A 20,199-nucleotide genomic window follows, 5' to 3' on the forward strand; every position below is an offset into this window, starting at 1 on the left:
GAGACGTTCTGCATAAGACTTTTCCAAGTCCCTGTACAGAGCGTCTTTTTTTAATCTCGTAATTTGATTCGCGGGAAGGGACGACGTACAATTAAAGAAAAGGAGTGTGGATGATTGATGAAAACTGAACAACAATACTTTGATGAAGCCATTTCACTCGAACAGTATATGAATAAGATGGAAAAACATAAAGAAGAAAGTTTTCGCATTTATGAACAATTCGAAGTGCCGGCAGATGATGAATTCATCGAGCTATTAAAAGCAAAGAAACCGAATATCTTAGTCATTACGGAAGATTGGTGCGGAGACGCTATGATGAATAATCCGGTTCTTCGAAGAATAGCGGAAGCCGCGGGTCTTGACGTACGTACGGCATACCGTGATGCAGATACGGACTTAATCGACAAACATCTGACAAATGGAGGTAGGTCGATTCCTGTATACTTATTGCTTGATGAAGACGGGGAAGTCGAGGCGAAATGGGGACCGCGAGCAGCTGCCATTCAAGAATATGTTTTAGAATTGCGCAAAGACTTACCTGCAGCTGATTCACCAGTTTATAAAGAAAAACAACAGGCATTCATCGAGCGGATTACTGCCGAATATACATCCAAGCCAGAGCTGTGGTTGACAGTATACGATGACATTCGTAAAACATTCTTACCGGTATTGCAGAAACAATCTTAAGTGCCAAGTGGCATGTCTTATTAATCGAGCATTTTAGCTGATTCTTTTAAAAAACATATGTACGAATAGAGGGAATTACGGATGAAACGAGCAAGAATTATTTATAATCCGACGTCGGGACGCGAAGCATTCCGCAAACACCTGGGTGAGGTACTCGAGAAGCTTGAAAAGGCCGGTTATGAAACATCTTGTCATGCGACAACGTGTGAAGGAGATGCAACAGAAGCAGCTAAACATGCTGTAGAAGCTGGTTTTGACCTTGTAATTGCTTCAGGTGGGGATGGCACATTGAACGAAGTCATCGCGGGCGTGAGTCCATTTGACAATCGTCCCAAAGTTGGACTTATTCCTACTGGAACGACGAACGACTTTGCGCGCGCGTTACGTATTCCTCGTGATATTAACGAAGCGGTAGATATTATCATTCGTGGAGAAACGATACCTGTCGATGTTGGTTTAATGAACGATCGCCACTTTATTAACATTGCAGGTGGCGGCAGATTGACCGAATTGACATATGATGTCCCAAGCAGATTGAAGACAGTACTTGGGCAGCTTGCTTATTATTTAAAAGGTATTGAGATGTTGCCGTCGATCCACTCTACTCACGTCAAGATTGAATACGATGGTGAAGTGTTTGAGGATGAAGCAATGATGTTTCTCGTCGGCTTAACGAATTCAGTCGGCGGCTTTGAAAAACTTGCCCCTGGTTCAAGCATTAATGACGGGAAATTCACTTTGCTCATCCTGAAAAAGTGTAATATCGCTGAATTCATACGTGTTGTTTCGCTTGCTCTCAGAGGTGAGCATCTAGATGATCCGCTTGTTATTTCAACTAAAGCAGAAAAGATTACAGTGACATCTACTGAAAAGGTTCTCCTAAATCTGGATGGAGAATACGGTGGAGTATTACCGGCAAGGTTTGAAAATCTTTACAGGCATATTGAGATGTTTGTTCCTATGAGTGAATTACGGAATGAGGATCGAGTAGACCTACCGGATTCTTCTGTAGAGTCGTAAATTGCAGTCAGGATTAGGTAGTTAGTGGATTGGACAAAATGAGCTGTAAGGATGCCGAAAGTGGGCATTCCTACAGCTCATTTTCTAAAAGATAAGAAACGATAAGAATTTCACTTTGGAGCAGTGTCTAGGCTAGGTGCCTTTAAAGTACAGTACAGCTCTGGGGCTTGAAGTAGGCCCTGCAAGGATGCAGGTATGAGTGGGGGGAGATTTGAATTACATTCCTCCTTGTTGTGACAGGACGGCGCCTTGCTCTTTACTTATGTCTAGCCGCTCGGGTCATAAACAATCCAGCTATATGGCAAAGAGCGCCAAGCCGCTAGATTGATTTATGCCTGTCGCGTCTTGCGGGCGCCTTTCGCTTTTCAATGTCTAGACTCCAGGCGCCAGTCCCTCGGGTTATAAGTCGTTTTGCTGTGGGGCTGAAGTACACCTCCTCACAAACCGTCTTATACCTGTCAGGGCTGGACGGCGCCTTTCGCTTTTCTTAAATAAATTCTATTGCCTGATCTTGATTGGCGGCTAGTTCGGGCAACTTGTTGATGGGTACCCAGCGATGGCAAAATATCATACCGTCGTCTTCGCCACCTCCATATACACGGTGTTCCCACCCATCATGTTCTTTACCGATAAACGTGAGGTGAAAAATATTCCTTTCATAGATAACATTCTTATGTTCAGGGAAGTAATTCGATTTAATAACTTTCCCTTTCAACTCTAAATCTTCTCTATTAATACCTGTTTCTTCTTCGATTTCCCGATATAATGCGTCTATCAGAAGCTCGTCAACTTCAATTGTTCCTCCGGGGACCTGTAAGCCGGCGTTAGGATTATCTTTATGCTCGAACACCAGAATTTCCCGCTTGGTACCCTCACCTTTTGTAATATAAGCTAATACTTTTCTTTTTAGTTCCACTGTGTTCACCCCGCTTTAGTTTATTAAATATACACAATATTCCGTCCTCCGGCAAGCAGGTACTTTGCTACATATTTGTTGAAATAAAGAATTTCATTGAATTCATTAAAGCTATTCATTGTTGAACGCCTTCGTTCACTTTTTATATTGGTATTCACTTGTTCAACATGTCTAGTCACAAATAGTTCATGTAAATCGTTTTAAACGTAACTACTGGGTGGTATAGAGGGTATACAATAGAATCATGATGTATTTGAAAGGACATGGTGCAAGTGTACAAAATACATGAAAAAAGACTTATATGGCTTGCATTTATTATTGCAGGAATTATGCTGTTATCAATTTTCGGTAAAATCTTCGGGAGCTAAAGGGGGATACGCAGATGGGAAATGAAGAAGCAGTCTTTTTTTCAAGGGTCTTAACCGAAACAACTTTATCATTCCATATTATTTATGCAACAATTGGCGTCGGAGTACCGTTGATGATTATGATCGCACAATGGGTTGGCATAAAGAAAAACGATGATCACTATATTTTACTTGCACGACGTTGGGCAAGAGGTTTTATCATTACAGTTGCCGTTGGTGTCGTAACAGGAACCGCAATCGGTTTACAATTATCCTTGTTATGGCCTAATTTCATGGAACTTGCAGGGAACGTCATTGCACTTCCGTTATTTATGGAGACGTTTGCATTCTTTTTTGAAGCAATTTTCCTTGGTATTTACTTATATACATGGGATCGTTTTGAAAACCAAAAGAAACATTTTCTATTACTTATTCCGGTTGCCATCGGAGCATCCTTTTCTGCGGTGTTCATCACAATCGTTAACGCATTCATGAATGCACCAAGAGGGTTTGATATCGTTAATGGTGAATTCGTTAACGTCAATCCGCTACTTGCGATGTTCAATCCAGCGATGCCGACGAAAGTGGCACACGTTGTTGCGACTTCTTATATGACAGCTGCTTTTGTGCTTGCAGCGATTGCAGCGTTCCGCCTGTTAAAAGGTTCGAATCATGAATACCACAAAAAAGCACTTTATCTAACGATGAAAGTTGGGCTTGTCTTTGCAATTGCATCAGCAATTATCGGTGACTTCTCAGGAAAATATTTAGCGGAGTATCAACCTGAAAAATTGGCTGCCGCAGAATGGCATCTTGAAACAAGTGAAAATGCGCCGCTGATAATGTACGGCATTCTCAAAGATGGAGAAGTTAAATATGCCATCGAAATACCATATGCATTATCATTCCTTGCACACGGTAGTTTTACTCAAGAGGTAGCTGGTCTGGATCAATTCCCTGAAGATGAAGTTCCGCCACTTTACATCCATTACTTATTCGACATAATGGTGTCAATTGGTATTTGGATGACCCTTCTATCGGGCGTATTTTGGTTAGGGGTTCAACGAGGTTGGAAAATGGTTGCTACGAAATGGTTCCGCTGGCTTATCGTACTCGGTGGCCCTCTAACACTAGTAGCGATTGAAGCCGGTTGGTGGCTTGCTGAAGTTGGTAGACAGCCATGGATTCTAAGAGGTATTATGCGAACGCAGGACGCTGCTACGACGAGCGGACATGTTGACTCCATGCTTATCTTGTTCTGCTTGCTTTATCTTGTCCTAGGAGTCGGTAGTATAGTCGTACTGAGAAAAATGTTCCGAAACAATCCAGTTGAACGCGAAATTGAAGATCGTGATACGGAGAAAGGCGGCGACGTGCTATGACACTCGAGATACTAGGCATATCCGTTCTATGGACTTTCCTGTTCGGTTATATACTGATTGGTGCCATTGATTTTGGAGCAGGTTTTTTCAATGCCTACAGCACGCTCACTGGCCGTCAGCATATTTTGACCAACATTATTCAGCGCTATTTATCGCCTGTTTGGGAAGTGACCAACGTTTTCTTAGTGTTCTTCTTTGTTGGGATTATTGGGTTTTTCCCGAAAACAGCGTTTTATTATGGAACGACGTTATTAATCCCCGTCAGCATTGGGATTATCCTACTGGCCATCCGTGGTTCCTATTATGCATTTGAGACATATGGGGCGCGTGGACACAAAGGGTATTCGTTCATGTACGGCCTTGCCGGAATACTTATTCCAGCATCGCTGTCCATCGTACTTACCATTTCTGAAGGTGGATTTATCGACATGGTAAACGGCAATCCCGTACTCGATTATTGGAGGCTGTTCTCCAGTCCGTTGACCTGGTCGATCGTTGTGTTAAGCATCGCCGCAACGCTTTATATATCGGCGGTATTCCTGACTTGGTATGCGAATAAAGCACGTGATGTTGCAGCGACGAATATGATTCGGAAATATGCGCTCATCTGGGCATTGCCGACTATTATCACAGCAGGGGGCATTATATTCGAACTAAGAAATCACAATCCGGAACATTACACTAACATCCAAAACTTCTGGCCCATGTTCCTTATCTCGTTTATCATGTTCATCGGAACGGTTTGGCTAATCTGGAAGCGCCGTAATTACGGTCTCGCGTTCCTATTGCTAGTGGGCCAGTTTGCCTTCGCCTTCTTTGGCTATGGTGCGTCCCATTATCCATACTTGTTGTACCCGTACTTAACGATTTACGACAGTTTCACGAACCCGGCCATGGCCATCTCGCTTATCGTGGTGTTCATCATGGGACTTGGGCTGCTGATTCCGTCATTGTACTTGCTCATGCGTCTATTCCTATTCGATAAAGACTACGTCCGCGGAAAAGGCGACTACCACGCATAAGGAGGAATGGTCCATGAATCACTTTTTAATGTTTTACGCACCTTTCATCGTCCTCATCGGGGGACTCGTCGTTGCGTTCGTTATTGCACCAATGGACGGAGCCATAAAGAAGCAGATTGAAAAAGAAAAGTAAAAGAGAGCAGACGTCGATTGTGGCGTCTGTTTTTTGTTGGTGATCGGTAGGCGGGCGTATGTGGGTGCGAACCGATCATATAAGAAGGCAATCAGTCATAAGCGTGTGCGAACCGATCATAAAAAAGTAGGCAACCGATCGTAAGCGTGTGCTGACCGATCATAAAAGTTGGTAGCCAATCATAAGTGCGTGCGAACCGATCATAAAAGTAGGCAACCGATCGTAAGCGTGTGCTGACCGATCATAAAAGTTGGTAGCCAATCATAAGTGCGTGCTGACCGATCATATATGTAGGCAATCGATCATAAGTGTGTGCTAACCGATTATAAAAGTAGGCAACCGATCATAAGTGTACACTGACCGATCATATAGGTTAGTTTACCGATTATATGGGTGGACCAACCGAGCATATACAAGTGCCGACTAGCCAAACAAAATCTACTCCCGCAGTAAAGTACATGTTTTGTCTAATAGATGCCCACGCGACATCTGTTTTTTCACCCTCAGCATGGTAAACTAAAGACATCTGAAATTTGGAGGAAAATATAATGTCATATAGTGTAAATAGAAACGATCGTCTCAGCGTCTACGTAGAAGATTTAACGCACGATGGTTCGGGCGTAGCAAAAGTGGACGGCTATCCGCTTTTCATCCCCGGTGTACTTCCAGGCGAAGAGGTTGATATACAAGTAGGTAAAACATTGAAAAAATACGGCTTTGGCAGGCTGTTAAATATAACGAAAGCATCCCCTGATCGTGTAAAACCGCCTTGTCATGTATTCTCAGAATGCGGTGGATGTCAGATGCAACACTTGTCTTACGAAGGTCAACTTGTGCAAAAGCGTAAAACAGTACGTGATGTAATGGACCGTGTCGCAAAACTCCCCCATGTGCCAGTGCACCCAGTAAAAGGGATGGACGACCCTTGGCGCTACCGCAATAAATCACAAATCCCTTTCAGTGAGCGGGATGGAAAAGTTGTTTCTGGATTTTATAAATCGCGTACACATCACATCGTTGACACAGATATCTGTCTCATCCAAAGTCATGAAGCAGATGACCTAATGGCTATGTTGAAATATGAGCTACATGCAATCGGCGTTGATGCCTATGATGAAAAGACTCACTTAGGTTTGCTTCGTCACTTAATTGTCCGGAAAGGACGTACCTCAGGCGAAGTAATGGTTGTTTTAGTAACGCGCAAAAAGAAATTTACGCAGAAAGATGCAGCCATAGAACTTATTAAACGTGTCGTTCCAAATGTAACGTCAATTATGCAAAACTTTAACACCGAGAGAACGAACGTTATTTTCGGTGATGAAACAGTTTTGTTATACGGGGAACCGGTTATTGTCGATTCAATCGGCAACATCGATTTCGAAATATCTGCACGCTCTTTCTACCAAGTGAACCCTGTACAGACGGAAGTCCTTTACGGACAGGCACTAGAGTACGCACAGCTAACAGGAAATGAATCTGTCATCGATGCGTATTGCGGTATTGGTACAATTTCGTTGTTCATCGCACAAAAAGCAAAAGAAGTTTATGGCGTTGAAATCGTTCCCGAAGCAATCGAAGACGCTAAACGCAACGCGGAATTGAATGGCATAAATAACGCGCATTTCGAAGCAGGCCCTGCTGAAGTCGTCATTCCGAAATGGTATGCAGATGGCAAACGATTCGACGTGCTGGTTGTTGATCCACCGCGTAAAGGCTGCGACGAAGAACTTTTGAAAACAATTTTGGAGTATAAGCCAAAACGTGTTGTTTACGTATCATGTAATCCAGGTACACTTGCACGGGATTTACGCATACTTGAAGATGGCGGTTATCGCACGCAGGAAGTACAGCCGGTTGATATGTTCCCTCATTCGAGTCATGTGGAGTGTGTGGCTTGGTTGGAGATTTGATTTGTAGCTCAATAATAAATATTACCGAATTCCATATCTAACTCAATATTATCCCGGTTTTCCTAATAGGATTCCGGGGTTTTTTCTTATCTAAACCATCATAATCCCTAAATTCCCCAATAATACTCTCTTTCTTAACTCCACTATCCCTTGGGGTTCCTGACTTTATTCGATATACTATCCGAAACAGTTCGCCGATTTGCCCAGAATCATTCCAGTTGTATTTCTAATCGTTTATTCTTCTTTCCAATATTTTTTCTTCAATTTCTTCTCTCTCTTATTTCGGAGAACTATATTCCAACTCTGAAAAAACGTGTGAAAAACAGACGAAGAAGCGGCGTTTTTGGGGTTGAAAAGTGCGGGAATCGGAGTTCGGTCGGAGAACTTTATTAAATTGGAAACGAAGGAATGCGGGTTTGAGGCGGGATTTTCAGGTGAATAAAATTATCGTTACACGCCGAACTCATTATGATAATGTGGTTACGCAGGTCATTATACAGGAATAACTGGGTGGTCAGTACCAACCTTCAAAGATTCCTAATTATAACCAACATAGAGCCTAAATTATGACAATTAAATAACAAAAGCTCCGTAGAAAAAGTACAGGATAAGAAATAATTTGTACTGATTTCTTTGAGATATATACTTGTGACAAGTATAATCAAATAAAAGGCTGGAAGTGGGAATAAATGCAAGCGAGTGATTATATTAATTGGTGGGAAGCGAATAAAGAAACAGGATTGGAAGATGTAAAGGCAACTTTTATAGCCCTCTTTTCTAAAGAAGAATTTTTACCATCAATCTATCACCCAATTTTATATAAGTATCTTAAAAATCACCAAATGAAACATTGGGACGAAGAGATATTTTCTTTTTCTAAGGATAAAATTCGAGAAATTGAGGATAAAGTAGGAAAGGAAGTCATGTCTTCGACTCTACTATCAAATTTCCATCTCTTATTATATGCTTATCAAAGCATATTAGATTTAGAGGAAAGAATAATGATGATGAATAGATTTAAAGGTAATGAAGAACTTAAAGCAAATATTTTCAGCATTAATATCTATAATGACCTACTGAATACAGCGTTCAGTAACACATTGAAACTATTTATTGAATTTCAAAGTGTTACCGAGGGGAGTAATCTATTTCAAAAAAATTTAACCGCACAAATTGAATGTTTAGCCAGTTCAAAAAGAGGATACAAAAAAATTACGGATTTAGCAGATTCAAATGTCCGTAATGCAATATCTCACGGTGGTGTAAAAGTAATTGGCACAAAGATGGTGTTTTCTTATAGAAAAGGAGCACAACACTTGCAACAAGAATCCACGGTATATGACTTCAAAGACTCTATTTTGCAACTATACGACGGAGTAACTGCTATTATACTAGCTTGGTTTGGCTACCTATGTGAAGAAAATGTTTCCTATAATGAAGTATATGGAAATGATTCTGTCCACGAGGATACCTCACTTTTTTTTGAGAGGCTATCTATATCAACGTTGCTAACGACCTGCGATAAAATATTTCAACTAGAAGTTAACAATAAAGAAGAAAAAAGAGAACATGTAAATGTTGAATTTACAGGCATAGATTTAGATATTGATTCAAGAGTTTTTCTTGGTTTGTGTACTGCGGAAAGGATATTTCATCTAAGAAAGTTATCTACAAAAGATACTATAATGGTTTCTTTTCATTCTTCTAAAGTTACGAGCTCTTTTTTCACAATCGATTGTTCTGTAATTAGTGACTTAACAAAAGGCACAATCGATATGGGAGGAGCATGGCAACATGTAGTAGACAGCAAAAATGTATTGATGTTTCCAATCAATGACGAAGATAGAAATGAATTTGAGGATTCTTTTCGTTATTACCCAGATATAGAAACTGACGACTATCATTTAACGGAAGTGGAAGATATTAGCTTAGAAGATAAGAAAAGGTTTAAAGCTGTTGCATATCTTAAAAGAGCAACAAGATCTCGTCATGTACGAGAAGCGGTTGAGGAAATAATCAGCCGAATAAAGGTTTTAGAAAATCATGGTTTTTCATCTCACAAAGTAAAAAATGGGAGAATGCAAGCAGATATAATTTACTTGGTTCTATACAAAAAAGAAGTTCGTAGAGGAAAAGACTGATCCTTATTTCCAAACAACAATAATTTCGTTGCTCAAATTCAATATGACATTGATATGAAATTTCCAATTCGCAATGGGTTCGTAGACCCTCATCTAAAACGCAGACGTGAAGAAACATTAGAATATAATTGGAATCCTAATTTCTAGGAGGTGGTAATATGGCAATGTATGTCTACGAAGATAAAGGAAGAACAATAGAACTCCATGCTAAAGACGCTTTAAAGGAGGATAAGATTTAATGTGTTCTGCATGGAAGTTATTAGTGAAAATCAAATAGTAGTAATACCTAAATAGTTTTTTGACAAGCTGTTAGTAATAAAGGTTGACTGCTTTTTTCATATCTGGAAAGGAGGAAATGAAATCTTTAAATACAATGGAAAATGAATCCGAGCCAGTGACAAAAGCCTAGTCCAGCATTCTGTCTTAGCAGGATTTGGTATCATTTTCCTACTTGTGAAGATAGCATTTTACATAGCATCAATCATGCAAGTGGATTGGCAGACTGTCACGGTGTCTTCTAATCCAACAACTTCATAGACCGTACTTCTTTGTGAGTGTAGGAGGAGTTGTAGAAGACAGTATGATCTATCCATACGAACTAGTTTTTATTAATAAAACAGGTATAAAGAATTAGTTGAATCGCAATAAATTCAAACTTAAACGAAAGAATGCGAAGCAGTCTGACGATTTTTTTGAATCGTCTCCAAATTTGTGTTCACAAGCGAGTGACGAGGTAAATCCTTTGTATCCACATACTTGTGAGGACACATGTGGAGTGTGTGGCTTGGTTGGAGATTTGATTTGAGGATAAGGAAAACGGGAAAAGGTGAATCTTTTCCCGTTTTTAAAATCATAAAAACTCAGACAGTTGCTGTTGACGTTTATCGAGCATAATTTGTTCGGGTTTGATCCCTTGTTCACGCAGCAATTCAATATTCTGCATGAGGAATTCGTCACTGCCAACTATATAGAACTGTCCGTCTTTATCGGCAGTTAGATTTTTCACTTCTTCATAGTAGTCTTTCCGATTATCGACGAACCGTGATATGAATTTCTTATCAGGTGCAGATTCAAAAATAGTAGAGAATAGGAAATCCTTTGACGAATCGATGTTTAAGGAATGAACTTGATTGACGTTTTCCGCACGTTCAAAGTAATCAAGTACAAGTGGTCTGAAAGTTGCCAGGCCAACGCCTGATGACAATAGATAAACATTTTTGTTTTCTCTTTTAAGTGGTATATTCGAATGAGTTTTAAATATTGCAACTTCATTGCCAACTTCAAGATTTCTTAAGGTCGCTTTAAACTCGGAGCAATGTTCTCTGATACGTGTTGTAATGCCAATTGAATTTTCATGAGGTAAAGTGGATATTGACATGTGGCGAATTAAGCTACGGTTCGGCTTATCTCCAGCGTTAAAACCTTTAAGTGCGAAATGAGTGTGGGAACCTTCCTCCCATGAAAAGTCCTTCGGACGATCGAGCAAGTATGTTTTCACTTCAGGAGTTTCTTCAATAATTTTATTTATTTTAGTCCAGTATATTTGCATTATACTCTCCCTTTACATTTATATTTTCTGTCACTATTAAATATATAGTAGTTGATAACGATTATCAATTAAATGGTTTTTTATTTCAAGTCTTGCAAAAAAACTTTAATTAAATCAGGTTAGCTAGAATACTTAATAAAAAGTTCCTATGTAACATTGAACTATGAATCCAATGTTGCATGCGAAAATTAATTTCTTCATACTCACTTCTTGTTAGTTAAAGTATTTGATGACAAACAACTATTTAAAAGGGAAGCAACTGAAATATATACATGAATGATGGTGTAGGTGAATACACATATGTCGAATGCGTTGCATGGTTGGAGATTTGAAACGAGATATTGAATGAAAGGTGAAGAATCATTTTTAACTTGATTCTTCACCTTTTATGTTGAGTAATATATGCCAATCACCATGTAATTGGCTCTTATACAGACATAGTCAAACGATAAATAGGCAGGGTAATTGTGAAATGGTATGGGGAATTTCATCGGTAAACTGGTTAGATAGGATAAATAGAGAGGTGTAGCCAAAGTATATAGTGCCATCTTTTATCCAATTAGAGATTTTCATATAATTTCTTTGATGCAATTCGAAACGAACAGTTTTATATTGTTCCTAAAAAGCTTTATTTGAAGAGTTGGCATGGTTAGACTTACATACTATATAAATGTAAAAAGCTTGAGGATTCAAATTCGAATCCTCAAGCTTTTTACAATTCCGGTGTTTAATATATCGATTTTAAAAATTAATAAGCAACTAAATAAACAACATAGTTGATTTAAAGATTTTAAGCTCTTCCTAGCGGGTATAGAGATAACCAATAGGGCGTCCAAAATCAATTAGATTGCTCAAATAATCGGTCATCATCCCTTTACAGTTAATAGTTATAGGTCTGCTTACAAAGAAGGGAATATCACTCGGTAAACCTTCAAAACCATCAGTGGGACAAAAGGCGGTTCTTTTGGAAACTGTATTCTATGACATGACGAGATGATTACACAGCTTTGTTTGAGACTATAAAATTGAAATCATGTATTCAATCTACTTAGAATGACTGTGAAATAAATGGAAGGTATTTAAGTTTTAATTTCAACTCATCCTAAGTTATCTTGTCGAGTATTAATTCTTAACAATTTTTAACATAAAGTATCTTGCTTTTAATGAAATTTACAAAAGCTTTACAAAATACCTGTTGAAAATTTACACTAGGCGATTATTCTAGTATTAGACAAGATACGACATAAAAAAGTTCCTAACCTATTTCTAGGAGGTCACAAATGACTAGGTTGAAAAGAGTGAAAATGGGATTATTAACGCTGTCTCTAATTACTATACTATCCGCATGTACAAGCAATGATGAACCTAACGGACAAGCGTCAAAAGGTAGTAACGCAACAGTGTCTATTTCAGGATCAACATCTGTAGGGCCGCTTGCTGAAAAACTAGCCCACAAATATTCAGAGCAAGACAAAACGAATATTGAAATAAACCAAATTGGTTCATCTGCGGGTATTACCAACGCAATCAGTGGCGTGTCTGAAATCGGTATGTCTTCACGAGATTTAAAGGATGAAGAAATAGCGAGTGGATTGAATGAGGTCGTTATTGCTTATGATGGAATTGTAGTAGTGACTCATCCAACTAACAAAATAAAAGATCTTACGATGGAGCAAGTAAAGAAGATTTTTACTGGAGTTGTGACGAACTGGAAAGAACTTGGTGGAGATGATATGGAAATCGTTGTTGTCTCTCGCGAGGATGGTTCAGGTTCACGTGATGCTTTCCAAGAAATTGTCGATTACAGCTCTGGCGAATTAATAAGAAATGCAATTATTGCAAGTGGTAACGGTAATATTAAAACAACAGTAGGGAACAATAAACATGCAGTGGGCTTTATTTCATTTGAATATATAGATGACTCCATTTCGACAATCGACATTAATGGCGTAGCAGCAAATGCAGAAAATGTTCTAAAAGAACAATACAGTTTGTCTAGACCATTCTTATTTCTATATAAAGAAGGTCAATTAACAGAGGATGGCCAACGATTTATAGATTTCATCTTAAGTGAAGATGGACAACTCATTGCAGCTGAAGCAGGAGCTATTCCTATAAAATAAAAGATTCTTAAAGAAAAACAGAACCATAATTTTGAGTGTGATTTTGGAGGAATAAAGTGTGTCTATCCCAACAACTAACGAGCAGGCCGTAGCAATCGGTAAAGCAAATAAAAGGAAGTATTTGTTAGAGAAGGTGTCTTCAAGAATTTTCTTGATTTGCGCACTTCTTTCAGTTATCACTTTATTGTTAATCATTGGATTTGTATTTTATAAAGGAGCTCATCCCTTTGTAGCAGGTGGTTATAGCTTTATAGATTTTATTTTTGGCACTGATTGGGTACCGAGTGAAGATAAATTCGGTATCTTCCCAATGATTGTTGCATCAATTTATGCAACAATTGGAGCATTAATTATTGGGGTTCCTATTGGCTTATTTACAGCGATTTTCTTGGCGGAAATTGCCTCTAAAAGAGTAGCTAAAATTATTTCACCAGCCATTCAGTTGCTAGCTGGTATCCCATCTGTATTATACGGTGTATTTGGACTTGCAATCATTGTTCCATTTTTACAAGATACGTTCGGTTTAGTGAAAGGACAAAGTTTACTAGCTGTTATTCTTGTGCTAGCAATCATGATGTTACCCACAATTGTGACTGTAGCAGAGACGGCGATTCGTGCGGTCCCTCATACATATCGTGAAGGATCATTAGCACTTGGCGTATCTCATATTGGGACAATTTTTAAAGTCATTGTACCAGCAGCTAAGTCAGGAATTATGACGGCAATCGTATTAGGTTTAGGTAGAGCAATCGGAGAAACGATGGCAGTTATCTTAGTAGCTGGTAATAGTTTAATCGTCCCTACGAGCCTTACAGATAGTGTTCGTCCACTGACGACAAATGTTGCTTTAGAAATGGGTTATGCATTCGGTACACATCAAGAAATGTTGTTTGCAACGGGAATTGTTTTATTCTCATTTATATTAATTTTGAATTTTGTATTAGCCAGAATCAGTGCGAAGGGTGGCAACTAAGATGAGGCAATTTAAAGATAACTTGTTACGTGGACTTTTATGGTTCTCGGCTTTCTTATCGGTTGCTGTCCTCGTTATGATTGTGGGGTTCATCTTTTATAAAGGATTTCGTTTAATCAGCTTCGATTTCATCTTTGGCGATTATTCACCAACTGGAGGCGGCGGTATTTGGCCAATGATTGTAACAACGGTCTACACAATTGTTATTTCATTGATCATCGCAACACCCATTGGGATATTAGCGGCCGTTTACTTGCAAGAATACGCGAAACAAGGGCGTTTGGTAAGAATCATACGTTTTGCAACAGAAAGTTTGACAGGAATCCCCTCGATTATTTACGGTTTGTTTGGGGCAGTATTCTTTGTAACAACCTTAAAGTTAGGTATGTCCATTATTGCTGCTTCATTAACATTAACGATTATTGTTTTGCCTGTCATCATCCGAACAACAGAAGAAGCATTGAAAACAGTACCGGCTTCCTATCGTGAAGGTTCGTTAGCACTTGGGACAACGAAGCTACAAACCTTATATAAGGTGATTTTACCTAATGCCATGCCGGGGATTTTATCGGGTATCATCCTCTCTGTTGGACGAATTGTTGGCGAGTCAGCTGCTATTTTCTTAACAGCCGGAACTGTTGCTGCCATGCCAAATGGAATCTTTTCATCGGCTCGAACGTTAACGGTTCATTCCTATTTAGTCACACAAGAATCGGGAGACATTGAACTTGCTGCAGCAGTGGGGATCGTCTTAATCGTTCTCATTTTGATCATCAACCTTTCAGCAACCTACATATCAAAAAAGTTAAACAAAGGAACCAACAAATAAGGAGTGCTTATCAATGAGTACAGCAGTAATGGAACCAGCAATCACACAAAATCAAGTAGGAAAGGTATTTGCGCATATGGAGCAACATAAAGTAGGTACATCAAAAATTAATGTAACGGATTTGAATTTATTCTATGGTGAGAAACAAGCGCTGTTCGGCGTCGATCTTGCTATTCGTGCAAATGAGGTTACTGCTTTAATCGGTCCTTCAGGTTGTGGCAAATCCACTTTTTTACGAACATTAAACCGAATGAATGATTTAATTGATGGTGTGAAAATTACAGGTGAAGTTGTCATTGATCATGAAAAAATTTATAATTCAAGTGATGTAATTAAATTACGCACAAAAGTGGGAATGGTATTTCAAAAACCAAATTTATTCCCAATGAGCATTTACGATAATGTTGCCTATGGTCCAAAGGGGCAAGGCATAAAAAATAAAAAAGAATTAAATCGAATTGTGGAAGAAAGTTTACGCGGAGCCGCGATTTGGGAAGAGGTAAAAGACCGTCTTAAAACATCAGCACTAGGTTTGTCTGGTGGTCAGCAACAACGTGTTTGCATTGCACGTGCCATTGCGATGAAACCAGATGTTATATTAATGGATGAGCCTACTTCCGCACTAGATCCAATTTCTACGTTAAAAGTCGAAGAACTAATCACGAAATTGAAAAAAGATTATACGATTGTTATTGTTACTCATAACATGCAACAAGCTGCACGAATCTCTGATAAAACAGCATTTTTCTTAAATGGAGAAGTTGTTGAATACGATGATACAGATAATATTTTCTCTACGCCAAAAGATCAAAGAACCGAAGATTATGTCACAGGTCGATTCGGATAACAGGGGGTAACAAAGGATCATGCGTGAAAACTTCGAGAAAAATTTAGAGGAATTAAAAAGTAAAATCACCGAAATGGGTGAACTATCAATTATTGCCTTAGAAAAATCAGTTAAAGCCTTGAAAACACAAGATGTTGAAATTGCTATAAAAACCATGGAGGGAGATACAGCAATAGATAAACTTGAAGTGGAAATTAACCAGTTTGCAATCTGGATTATGGCAAAAGAAGCGCCTATTTCAAGGGATTTACGCGAAATTATTGGTGTACTTAAAATTTCGTCTGAAATTGAACGGATTGCGGATTTTGCCGTAAATATTGCAAAATCAACCATTAAGATTGGTCAAACAACATCTTTACTGGAAATCACACATGTAGAAAAGATGAAAGACATATCAATTGAAATGCTCCGAAAAGCACTCCAATCTTTTTTAGAGGAAAATATGGTACTTGCTAAAGAAGTTGGCGACTTAGAGGATGAAGTGGATCAATGCAGTCGTGAAAACTATAAAAAACTGACTACGTATCTAAGTGAACATCCAGAAGAAACAAATCAGCTTGTCCAATTATTATTTGTAAATCGTTATCTTGAAAGAACAGCAGACCATATCACAAATATCGCTGAAAGCGCAGCATATTTGATTAAAGGTCAAATATATGATTTCAATTCATAAAATAAAAACGGAGGAGAAAAATGAAAAATTTTCTCCTCCGTTTTTATTTAAGGTAGCTCGTAATAAAAATTAAGAGTATTCTATACATAATAAAAAAATAGGGGAGGAAACTAGTATGACAAAGAGAAACAAGGAGTTGTCACTAGAACAACGTGAAGAATTACTCGAAATATTGAAAGCTCGTTTTGAGAAAAACATGAATCGCCATAAAGAACTTTAATGGAGTAAAGTCCAAGCGAAGTTGGAAGCGAATACTGAAAAACTATGGTCGCTTAATGAGATGGAAATAACCGGTGGTGAACCGGATGTTGTTGGTCATGATAAAAAGTCGGGCGAATATATTTTTTATGACTGTTCAATAGAAAGCCCTAAAGGCCGTAGAAGTGTTTGTTACGACCTAGAAGCGTTGGAGTCAAGAAAAAAGCATAAACCAGAAAATAATGCTCTTGATATGGCTTCCGACATGGGCATTGAGCTTTTAACGGAAGAACAATACCGGGAGTTGCAGGAACTTGGAAAGTTCGATATGAAAACATCGAGCTGGGTGCAAACACCTGCCAATATTAGAAAACTCGGAGGGGCTATCTTTTGTGATTGGCGCTACGACACTGTCTTTGTGTATCACAATGGAGCAGAATCCTACTATGCTGCCAGGGGGTTCCGTGGCTCGCTGAGGGTCTAAATTTTGCACCCACTAAGCTTATAGACGATGAGATAGAGTGATGGGTGCCAGGTTCTTATTGATTTGTGAATTGTTTTAGAACCTGGTACCTGTCACAATGGTTTATTAAGAAGTTACTTTTTCATGGATATCTAGTGCTCGTTGTAGTGAACTTAGTTGTTCATCGCTTAAAGGAATCATAGGTAAGCGGACACCACCGACAGGGATTCCTTTTAAATTCAAAGCTGCTTTTACAGGTGATGGATTTGGAGCAGCAAAAAGTGCTTTCATTATTGGTAGTAGTCTACGATGATCCTTAGCTGCCTCTTGAATATTGCCGCTTTTGAAATGTTCAATCATCGTTTGCATTTCATTTCCTATAACATGGGATGCTACAGAAATAACACCTGTTCCACCAATTGATAACACTGGAATTGTTAAACCATCATCACCGCTATACAATGAAAAATCTTCAGGTGTATGAGTAATAATTTCGACCATCGCATCTAAATCACCGCTTGCCTCTTTAATAGAAACGATATTAGGTATTTTTGAAAGGCGAATGACTGTTTCAGCAGATATGTTGACAACACTGCGTCCGGGAACATTATAAAGTATAATCGGTAAAGATGTGACCTCCGAAATTGTCTTAAAGTGTTGATATAATCCTTCTTGAGATGGGTTGTTATAGTATGGCGCAACGAGCATAATACCATCGACACCTACATCTTCTGCAAGTATTGTTAGTTCAATTGATCCTTTTGTGTTGTTCGAGCCTGTACCAGCAATCACCGGAACTCTGCCATTCACAACGTCCACTGTAAACTTGAATAATTTGACCTTTTCTTCTTCTGTTAACGTCGGAGACTCTCCTGTTGTACCAGATACCACTAAGCCATCTGTTCCATTAGCAATTAAATAATTAATTAAGTTTTTTGTAGCTTGAAAATCAATTTCACCATTTTCATCAAAAGGAGTCACCATAGCAGTTAATACTTGTCCGAAATTCATTATTTCTCCACATCCTATAATTTATTTTAAAAAAATAGAGGAAGAAGGGCAGTTAGTGAATGAACGCAAAAAAGCAACAACAAGGGCTCGTTGTTGCAGTAGAAATAATAAATTATTTCTTTGCATAAGATAGCCCTCCATATAGTTTCCTATATGACAATTCTGTGTTTATTCAACACAGAACCAGCTTCAAGAAAATGAGATTCTCTCCACTTCGGCAAATTCCCCTTTCCACAAATGTCACAGGATCTCATCATCCTCCACGTGTGTACTGATGGTCTTTGCGCCTCTATCCTTACTTCAAAATTTTTGAAATAAGTGAATTTCTAATTAGACAAACCTTACCTCTATTCTAACGCAATTGCAAGGGAAAGGTGCCGAGTTCTAGAAAGGTTCTGAATTTAATGGGGACTTGATATTCTTTTAAATGTTATTTCGTCTGTTGATGACCCATTTATTTGAATAAAATACTAGTGAGAAGGGCTTGATGACCTTCATTTTCACTGGACTATTTCCGGCCCGCCTCCGGCTAACTATTCATGACAGATTTACTGAGGGGTACTAGCCATACATTTTTTAGTAATCCTGTTGTGGATAGTAGCCTGTCGCGTTCCTGCATTGTTCAAGTGGAAAATGCAGCTGTTTTGGAAGAAATGAATAGATGACTTTCTATAGAGAGTGTAAGTGCCCGAAGATACAATTTCGGGCACTCTTGAACGTTGTATAATGTGCTTCTTGCTTACTTTTAAGAAAGACTATGCATCTAATCATGTGATGCCTAATAGAAAGTGACACTTCTTTACTATTAAAAAAGAGAAAATCATAAAGAAAGTTTCAGCCGCCAAAATTGTATCTTTGGCGGATTATATCCAGATAAGAAGAACCGCTGTTCTTTCGTCCCAAAAAGTAGTTGTACACGTAGCGCCTGAATTACTCTACGGAGCGTTTGTTGCCAGAATGGTTAATACACACTAAGATGAATGTATCAGGAAGCGAATCGATGGATTGTGGCTAAGAATAGAAAGAAAACAGCGGATTAGTTAATAAACAAGAGTTAGGAATAAATGTATAAAGGTGATGTTAGTTATGAAAGTTGAAATTGAAAATGAAATTATAGAATTTAATGTTCAGTATGGAAATAGGAAGAAGCTAGCGATTCAGATAGATTCGTTTGGTTTCATAACTGTTAAAGCTCCAAATGACACAAGTAAAGAAATGATTGTCAGTGCCATTGAGAGCAAAGGGAAAAGGATACTAGAGAAAATACATGAAATTGAAGTAGCTCGAGAAGCCCCTAAGGCAAGAGAGTATCACGCTCAAGGGAAGTTTTTATACCTTGGGAAAGACCGTTTTCTTCATGAGTTAATAGATAGTAGTGAGTTAAATGAAGAGGTACTTAAAAGAAATCTCAAGAAGTTCTATATCGCCAGCTGTAGGACGATTATAGAAGAACGGATAAAAATATATCAAAAACAACTAAAAGTAAAGCCTAAAATCATCGAAATAGTAGAGTCTAAAGCCAAGTGGGGTAGTTGTAGTTCGGATAAAAAGCTAACTTTTAATTATCGTCTAGCTATGGCCCCGGTTGAAGTCATCGATTATGTGATAATCCATGAACTTTGTCATATACTTCATATGAATCATGATCGCTCATTTTGGAGACGTGTCGGAAGTATTATGCCGGATTATATAGAGAAGGAAGAGTATTTGGCGAGGCATGGGTATTCAATGTCACTTTAATAAAAACGATCACATTTAGAAATGTGATCGTTTTTATTTGTGTTCGAAAACGTATTCTCTATTGTTCTTGGTGATGTTTTACTTGTAGGTCCCCGATGGTTGAGGTCACAACTTACTTCAATTTGGTTAAATTGGAAGAGGTGAATGGATCCAGGGGATTTTAACCAATTTATCAAATTTGCATTGTTTTCTGCAAAATTTAAATTAGTTTATGGTATTATTTACCTTGTATGGA

At 38.5% G+C, this 20,199-nt stretch carries 16 protein-coding genes, 1 pseudogene and 1 riboswitch; of the genes and pseudogenes, 14 read left to right on the plus strand and 3 right to left on the minus strand.

Features of this window, described 5'->3' with window-relative positions; translation table 11 throughout:
- The first annotated feature begins 117 nt into the window (after positions 1-117).
- Both AZE41_RS03300 and AZE41_RS03305 read left to right on the plus strand, forming a co-directional pair.
- Complete coding sequence (locus tag AZE41_RS03300; protein ID WP_067213823.1) at positions 118-687, plus strand: thioredoxin family protein; 570 nt, start codon at positions 118-120, stop codon at positions 685-687.
- A gap of 81 nt (positions 688-768) precedes the next feature.
- Positions 769-1,707, plus strand: coding sequence for a diacylglycerol kinase (locus tag AZE41_RS03305; protein WP_067205634.1), 939 nt, complete (start codon positions 769-771; stop codon positions 1,705-1,707).
- A 487-nt stretch (positions 1,708-2,194) separates the two neighbouring features.
- Here the strand turns inward: AZE41_RS03305 and AZE41_RS03310 are convergent, their stop codons facing one another.
- Positions 2,195-2,623 carry an NUDIX hydrolase gene (locus tag AZE41_RS03310; protein ID WP_067205637.1) on the minus strand — a complete coding sequence of 143 codons (429 nt, stop codon included), beginning with the start codon at positions 2,621-2,623 and terminating at the stop codon, positions 2,195-2,197.
- Positions 2,624-3,005: 382 nt separating this feature from the next.
- On the opposite strand from AZE41_RS03310, the gene AZE41_RS03315 reads away from it, so the two are divergent.
- The 5 genes from AZE41_RS03315 to AZE41_RS03330 all read left to right on the plus strand — a co-directional run bounded on the left by AZE41_RS03315 (position 3,006) and on the right by AZE41_RS03330 (position 9,558).
- Positions 3,006-4,352, plus strand: a complete 1,347-nt coding sequence (locus AZE41_RS03315) for a cytochrome ubiquinol oxidase subunit I (protein ID WP_067205639.1) — start codon at positions 3,006-3,008, stop codon at positions 4,350-4,352.
- Positions 4,349-5,374, plus strand: coding sequence for a cytochrome d ubiquinol oxidase subunit II (locus tag AZE41_RS03320; protein WP_067205642.1), 1,026 nt, complete (start codon positions 4,349-4,351; stop codon positions 5,372-5,374). The genes AZE41_RS03315 and AZE41_RS03320 overlap by 4 nt, the downstream gene beginning before the upstream one ends.
- Before the next feature lie 13 nt (positions 5,375-5,387).
- On the plus strand, positions 5,388-5,507 hold the full coding sequence (gene cydS, locus AZE41_RS23600; protein ID WP_399630682.1) for a cytochrome bd oxidase small subunit CydS family protein: 120 nt from the start codon (positions 5,388-5,390) through the stop codon (positions 5,505-5,507).
- Between the two features lie 548 nt (positions 5,508-6,055).
- Entirely contained in the window at positions 6,056-7,417 is a 1,362-nt protein-coding gene (gene rlmD, locus AZE41_RS03325; RefSeq protein WP_067205645.1) for a 23S rRNA (uracil(1939)-C(5))-methyltransferase RlmD, read from the plus strand.
- Between the two features lie 689 nt (positions 7,418-8,106).
- A complete protein-coding gene (locus tag AZE41_RS03330) occupies positions 8,107-9,558 on the plus strand; it encodes a hypothetical protein (RefSeq protein ID WP_197485361.1) in 1,452 nt (483 codons plus the stop codon).
- Positions 9,559-10,408: 850 nt separating this feature from the next.
- On the opposite strand, the gene AZE41_RS03335 is transcribed toward AZE41_RS03330, so the two are convergent.
- The gene (locus tag AZE41_RS03335) at positions 10,409-11,107 is read right to left on the minus strand and encodes a ferredoxin reductase domain-containing protein (protein ID WP_067205646.1); all 699 of its coding nucleotides are present in this window, start codon (positions 11,105-11,107) and stop codon (positions 10,409-10,411) included.
- A 1,280-nt stretch (positions 11,108-12,387) separates the two neighbouring features.
- On the opposite strand from AZE41_RS03335, the gene AZE41_RS03340 reads away from it, so the two are divergent.
- The 6 genes and pseudogenes from AZE41_RS03340 to AZE41_RS03365 all read left to right on the plus strand — a co-directional run bounded on the left by AZE41_RS03340 (position 12,388) and on the right by AZE41_RS03365 (position 17,234).
- Positions 12,388-13,230 carry a phosphate ABC transporter substrate-binding protein gene (locus AZE41_RS03340; RefSeq protein WP_082786475.1) on the plus strand — a complete coding sequence of 281 codons (843 nt, stop codon included), beginning with the start codon at positions 12,388-12,390 and terminating at the stop codon, positions 13,228-13,230.
- Positions 13,231-13,288: 58 nt separating this feature from the next.
- Positions 13,289-14,203, plus strand: a complete 915-nt coding sequence (gene pstC / locus AZE41_RS03345) for a phosphate ABC transporter permease subunit PstC (protein WP_067205649.1) — start codon at positions 13,289-13,291, stop codon at positions 14,201-14,203.
- A 1-nt stretch (position 14,204) separates the two neighbouring features.
- Positions 14,205-15,032 carry a phosphate ABC transporter permease PstA gene (gene pstA / locus AZE41_RS03350; RefSeq protein WP_067205651.1) on the plus strand — a complete coding sequence of 276 codons (828 nt, stop codon included), beginning with the start codon at positions 14,205-14,207 and terminating at the stop codon, positions 15,030-15,032.
- Between the two features lie 76 nt (positions 15,033-15,108).
- Positions 15,109-15,879: a phosphate ABC transporter ATP-binding protein PstB gene (pstB, locus tag AZE41_RS03355; RefSeq protein WP_067213825.1), complete on the plus strand. Its 771-nt coding sequence runs from the start codon at positions 15,109-15,111 to the stop codon at positions 15,877-15,879.
- Between the two features lie 19 nt (positions 15,880-15,898).
- On the plus strand, positions 15,899-16,552 hold the full coding sequence (gene phoU / locus AZE41_RS03360; protein ID WP_197485362.1) for a phosphate signaling complex protein PhoU: 654 nt from the start codon (positions 15,899-15,901) through the stop codon (positions 16,550-16,552).
- A gap of 115 nt (positions 16,553-16,667) precedes the next feature.
- A pseudogene (locus AZE41_RS03365) lies at positions 16,668-17,234 on the plus strand (DUF4256 domain-containing protein).
- 105 nt (positions 17,235-17,339) lie between these two features.
- On the opposite strand, the gene dapA reads toward AZE41_RS03365, so the two are convergent.
- Positions 17,340-18,224, minus strand: a complete 885-nt coding sequence (gene dapA / locus AZE41_RS03370) for a 4-hydroxy-tetrahydrodipicolinate synthase (protein ID WP_067205656.1) — start codon at positions 18,222-18,224, stop codon at positions 17,340-17,342.
- Between the two features lie 122 nt (positions 18,225-18,346).
- Positions 18,347-18,524, minus strand: a riboswitch (Lysine riboswitch).
- Between the two features lie 786 nt (positions 18,525-19,310).
- On the opposite strand from dapA, the gene AZE41_RS03375 reads away from it, so the two are divergent.
- A complete protein-coding gene (locus AZE41_RS03375; protein ID WP_067205658.1) occupies positions 19,311-19,964 on the plus strand; it encodes a M48 family metallopeptidase in 654 nt (217 codons plus the stop codon).
- Positions 19,965-20,199 lie beyond the last annotated feature (235 nt).

The sequence above is a fragment of the Sporosarcina psychrophila genome (assembly GCF_001590685.1).
GTDB lineage: Bacteria > Bacillota > Bacilli > Bacillales_A > Planococcaceae > Sporosarcina > Sporosarcina psychrophila.